The 5,146-nt window shown below is 64.9% G+C and carries 4 protein-coding genes and 1 riboswitch; of the genes, 1 reads left to right on the top strand and 3 read right to left on the bottom strand.

All coding sequences use genetic code 11. From position 1 onward, the window contains the following. The 3 genes from ABYB95_RS16695 to ABYB95_RS16705 form a co-directional block, all read right to left on the bottom strand. The coding region (locus ABYB95_RS16695) for a TMEM165/GDT1 family protein (RefSeq protein ID WP_372659684.1) at window positions 1-360 on the bottom strand (360 nt) is incomplete at its 3' end. A gap of 5 nt (window positions 361-365) precedes the next feature. Next, a riboswitch (yybP-ykoY riboswitch) is annotated at window positions 366-539 on the bottom strand. A gap of 24 nt (window positions 540-563) precedes the next feature. Then, a complete protein-coding gene (locus tag ABYB95_RS16700) occupies window positions 564-2,135 on the bottom strand; it encodes a benzoate-CoA ligase family protein (protein ID WP_372659685.1) in 1,572 nt (523 codons plus the stop codon). A gap of 63 nt (window positions 2,136-2,198) precedes the next feature. Further along, on the bottom strand, window positions 2,199-3,770 hold the full coding sequence (locus tag ABYB95_RS16705; protein WP_372659686.1) for a 3,4-dehydroadipyl-CoA semialdehyde dehydrogenase: 1,572 nt from the start codon (window positions 3,768-3,770) through the stop codon (window positions 2,199-2,201). Between the two features lie 165 nt (window positions 3,771-3,935). Between ABYB95_RS16705 and ABYB95_RS16710 the strand changes: the two genes are divergently transcribed. Next, the gene (locus ABYB95_RS16710; protein WP_372659687.1) at window positions 3,936-4,865 is read left to right on the top strand and encodes a helix-turn-helix transcriptional regulator; all 930 of its coding nucleotides are present in this window, start codon (window positions 3,936-3,938) and stop codon (window positions 4,863-4,865) included. Window positions 4,866-5,146: the final 281 nt, after the last annotated feature.

The raw sequence follows: 5,146 nt of genomic DNA on the forward strand, positions 1-5,146 counted from the left end.
CTGGGTCTTGTCGCCCATCTCGGCCAGAAAGAAGGTGATCAAGGTGGCGCCAAACACGCCGAGCCGGTTGGCGACCTGGGTTTCTTCCTCTTCGATCTTGTCGGGTATCAGCGTCCAGACCGCCATGGCGATGAACGAGGCCCCCAGCACCCAGCGCAGCACATGGGGGTCGAGCGCGGTGGTGATCCAGGCGCCCAAGGCGCCTGCCAGGCCGTGGTTGACCAAGGTGGCGCAGAGAATGCCCGCAACGATGGGCAGCGGCTTTTTGAAGCGCGCGGCCAGGATGAAGGCCAGCAATTGGGTTTTGTCGCCGACCTCGGCCAGGGCGACCACGCCGGTCGATACAAAGAGTGCTTCCATGGAGGGTTCCGCAGCCGGTTCAAAGACGGATGACCACCTCGCTTCCCCGGCCCATGCGGATGCGACGTGGTCAAAGGTCTTGCCAAGTTCTGCGAACCGCTGACACCACAACCAAATGGTCGAGTATGTTGACGTCAGCCTCTTGGGAAAAAGAGCGGCTACTCCCCAGTGACCCGCCGATTATGCGCTGCGGCGCGAGGCGTTCAGGCCTGGTCCAACTCGCGCAAGCGAAAGCGCTGGATCTTGCCGGTCGCGGTCTTGGGCAGCTCGTTCAGGAATTCGATGAAGCGCGGGTATTTGTAGGGCGCCAATCTTTCTTTCACAAAGGCCTGCAACTCCGCTTCGGTGGCCTGTTGTCCGGCTTTGAGCACCACGAAGGCCTTGGTTTTGGTGAGGCCGTCGGCGTCGTTCTTGCCGATCACGGCGGCTTCCAGCACCGCCGGGTGTTGCACCAGGGTGGACTCGACCTCGAAGGGGCTCACGTAGATGCCGCTGACTTTCAGCATGTCGTCGTTGCGTCCGGCGTAGGTGTAATAGCCGTCGGCGTCGCGGCTGTATTTGTCGCCGCTCTTGGTCCAGATACCCTGGAAGGTGTCGCGTGTTTTTTCGCGGTTGTTCCAGTACATCAGCGCGCTGCTGGGCCCGCTCACGTACAGGTCGCCGATCTCGCCATCGGCCACCGGCTGGCCATCTTCGCCACGCAGCTCGAGCTGGTAGCCCGGCACCGCCTTGCCGGTGGTGCCGTAACGCACATCGCCGGGCTGGTTGGAGAGGAACACGTGCAGCATTTCGGTGGAACCGATGCCGTCGATGATTTCGCAGCCGAAGCGCTGGGTCCAGCGCTCACCCAGGTCGCTGGGCAGGGCTTCGCCCGCCGAGGAACACAGGCGCAGGGCCACTTGCTCGCGCTGTGGCAGATCGGGCGCTGCGAGCATGCCGCTGTAGCCGGTGGGCGCGCCGTAGAACACGGTGGCCTGGTGCTGCCGCATGCGTTCGAACACCGCCGTTGGCGTGGGCCGGCCGGCCAGGAGCACCACGGTGGCGCCAACACTGAGCGGAAAGCTCAGCGCATTGCCCAGGCCGTAGGCGAAAAAGAGTTTGGCCGCCGAAAAAACCACGTCGTTCTCGCGCAGCGCGAGCACACCTTTGCCATAGAGTTCGGCGGTCCAGTACAGGTTGCCCTGGCTGTGCACCGTGCCCTTGGGTTGGCCGGTGGAGCCCGACGAATACAGCCAGAAAGCGGGCTCGTCGGCATGGGTGGCGGCGCTCTGGCCGAGCGGCGCGTTCTGCCCGAGCAGTTGCGCCATGTCGTGCGCACCGGGTGGCAGCTCGGCCGCCGGGCGCGAGACCACGGTGCTGTGCACCGCGTGCGTGCCGCGGGCCAAGGCGTTTTGCACCGTGTCGAGCAAGGCGCCCGACACCACCACCGCCTGCGCGCGGCTGTTGTGCAGCATGAAGGCGTAGTCGTCTGCCGTGAGCAAGGTGTTGACGCAGACCGGCACCACGCCGGCGTACAAGCTGCCCAGAAAGGCCACGACCCAGTCGCTGCTGTCGTGCATGAGCAGCAGCAGGCGCTCTTCGCGCTTCAAGCCCAGGGCTTGCAGGCTGGCTGCAAAGCGCTGCACCTGCTCGGTCAACCGGCCGTAGCTGAGCGTGCCCTGGTCGTCGATCAAGGCGGTTTTTTGCGCCCGTGCCTGGTTCAGCCGGAGCAAGTGCTCGGCGAAATTGAAGGCACTGGGGGGTGGACTGACCAATGGGTTGAAGACGGGGCTCATGGTGTTGCTCCTGCTGCGCATGGGGAGGTGGGGGACGTTGCCGGGTCGCGGGGTTTCTCGGTATCAGTAGACCAGTCGAGCGGCTTGCGTGGCAAGCTGGTCGAGTGCCACCGTGCTGGCTTGCACGGCGCTGCGGCGGTGGTAAAAATTCAGTGCGCGCAAGCCACCCAGTTCTTCACCGCCGCCTGCGCGACCGGGGCCGCCGTGCAGCGACATCGGCATCACGTTGCCGTGGCCGCTGTGCAGGGCGGCGATGTCGGGCGACACCGCGTGCACCCGGCCATGGCTGCTGGCCAGCTCTTGCGTGGCTTGGGCGATGAAAACCGGGTCTGCGCTGTACAGCGAGGTCACCAGCGAACCTTCGCCACGGCGGATCAGGGCGTAGGCTTCTTCTGCGCTGTCGTAGGCCATGAGCGTGGCCACCGGGCCGAACACCTCGACCTGGTGCAGCACGCGGGCTTTGCTGGGTTCGCGGCAGCCGAGCAAGGTGGGCGCGACACAGGCGGCGACCGCCGGGTCGGCGTCCACCAGGGCAACGGCGCTGCCGTCGTGCAGCACTTCGGCTTCGCTGCGCAGTTGTGCGATGCCGGCTTGCACGCTGTCGAATTGTTCGCGGCTCACCAGCGCGCCCATGCGCACGGTCTCCACGCGCGGATTGCCGACGCTGATTTTGGCCAGCTTGGCGCCAATGGCCTGGGCGGCTGCGTCGTACAGCGCGCGCGGCACAAAAACCCGGCGGATGGCGGTGCATTTCTGGCCGCTCTTCACCGTCATCTCGCGCGCCACTTCGTTCACCAGCAACTGGAAGCTTTCGCTGTCGGCGCTGGCTGCCGGGTCGAGCAGGGCGCTGTTCAGGCTGTCGGCTTCGATGTTGCAGCGCACCGAACGCTCGGCCACGGCCGGGTGGCTGCGGATGATGCGGGCGGTTTCGGCAGACCCGGTGAACGAAACCACGTCAAAGGCCTGGAGCTGGTCCATCAGGCCCGCCGAAGAACCGCAGATCACCGAGAGCGCGCCGGGTGGCAGGATCTTGGCGTCGATCACGTCCATCACCATGCGCTGGGTCAGCCAGGCGGTGGCGGTGGCGGGTTTGATGATCACCGGCACACCAGAGAGCAGGGCGGGTGCGGCTTTTTCCCACAAACCCCAGCTCGGGAAGTTGAAGGCGTTGATGAACAAGGCCACGCCGCGCGTGGGGCTCATCACGTGCTGGGTCTGGAACAGCGGGTCCTTGGCCATGCGGATGCGCTCGCCGTCGAGCAGCAGGCGGGCGTCGCCCAGGGCGGCGCCTTGTTTGGCGTAATAGCCCAGGGTGAAGATGCCGCCGTCGATGTCGACCGCCGAATCTTTGGTGGTGGTGCCCGAGTTGGCGGTGGCGATGGCGTAGTAGCTGTCGCGGTTCGCTTGCAGCACCTGCACGATGGCGTTCAGCATCTCGGCGCGCTGGGCGTAGCCCATGGCGCGCAAGGCGCTGCCGCCTTGTTCGCGGGCAAAGGCAAATCCTTCGGCCAGATCGTGGCCGGCGCTGGAGACGCGCGCCAGTTCGGTGCCCAGCACCGGGTCGAACAAGGGCGTGCCGGGGCCGCTACCGGTTTGGAGACGGCCAGCGAGAAAGTTGGGGAGCAGGTTGGTCATGTGCGGGCCTCGGTGTGGAATGGATGAAGGGAAATGCGCCCAAGTCATCCGGTTGCAGGTATAAATGCACTATCGTGCGTCGTCGTAGTATGCATTAAAGTGCATGTTTTGAGTGGGCGCAAGTTTAAGGGTTTACCGCATACCGACCAAGGAGTGGGCGCGAACATGGTTATCGGGACTTCGGATACGGCGCTGGCCGATGGGGCTGTGGAGGCAGCGGTAGCGCCGCCTGCCAACCCCTTTTTGTTGGCCTTGGGGGAGCGGGTGCGCACCCTGCGCTCGCGCCGGGGCATGACGCGCAAGGCGGTGGCACGGGCCGCCGACGTGTCGGAGCGGCATCTGGCCAACCTGGAATACGGCACCGGCAACGCCTCGGTGCTGGTGTTGCTGCAGGTGGCGCAGGCGCTGCAATGCAGCCTGGCCGAGATGCTGGGCGATGTCACCACCTCGTCGCCCGAATGGCTGTTGATCCGCGAGCTGCTGGCGCACCGCAACGAAGCCGATTTGCGCCGCGCCCATGGGCATCTGGTGGACATGTTTGGCGAGCCGGGCAATGTCCAGGCGCGGCAATGCAGGCTGGCGCTGATCGGTTTGCGCGGGGCGGGGAAAACCACGCTGGGACAACGCCTGGCGGACGATCTGGGCTTTCCGTTCATCGAACTCAGCCGCGAGATCGAACAGTTTGCGGGCTGCCAGATCAGTGAAATCCACAACCTCTACGGCGCCAGCGCCTACCGCCGCTACGAGCGCCGGGCACTCGAAGAGGCGATCCAGATCTACCCCGAAGTGGTGATCGCCACGCCTGGCGGCCTGGTTTCGGATGCCGCGAACTTCAACCTGCTGCTCTCGCACTGCACCACGGTGTGGCTGCAGGCCGACCCGGCCGATCACATGGCCCGGGTGGCCCAGCAGGGGGATTTGCGCCCCATGGCCGCCAGCCGCGAGGCCATGGAGGATTTGAAGCGCATCCTGGAGGGGCGTTCGGCGTTTTATTCCAAGGCCGATCTGCAGTTCAACACCAGTGCCTATGGGGTGGACGAGGCTTTTCTGGCGTTGCGCGAGCAGGTGCACCAGCTGCTGCAGCTGAAGACCTGAACTTGAAAATATGCACTAAAGTGCATTGACGGTTTTCGATACGTGCAATATACTGCGTTAACCCGCTGCCCGACGGCTTGAAGCGCGTCACCTGCGGGGCTTGCCCGTTTATTCACTTCTGGAGTGCCCATGTCCGACCAGCCCGTTGCCCCCTTTCAGGTGGAATACCAGACCCATCCCTCGCGCTACCAGCACATCCGGCTGGCGGTGGATGGCCCCATTGCCACGTTGAGCATCGACATCAACGAAGACGGCGGCATCCGCCCCGGCTACAAGCTCAA

It is taken from the genome of Hydrogenophaga sp., assembly GCF_041633695.1.
Lineage (GTDB): Bacteria > Pseudomonadota > Gammaproteobacteria > Burkholderiales > Burkholderiaceae_C > Hydrogenophaga.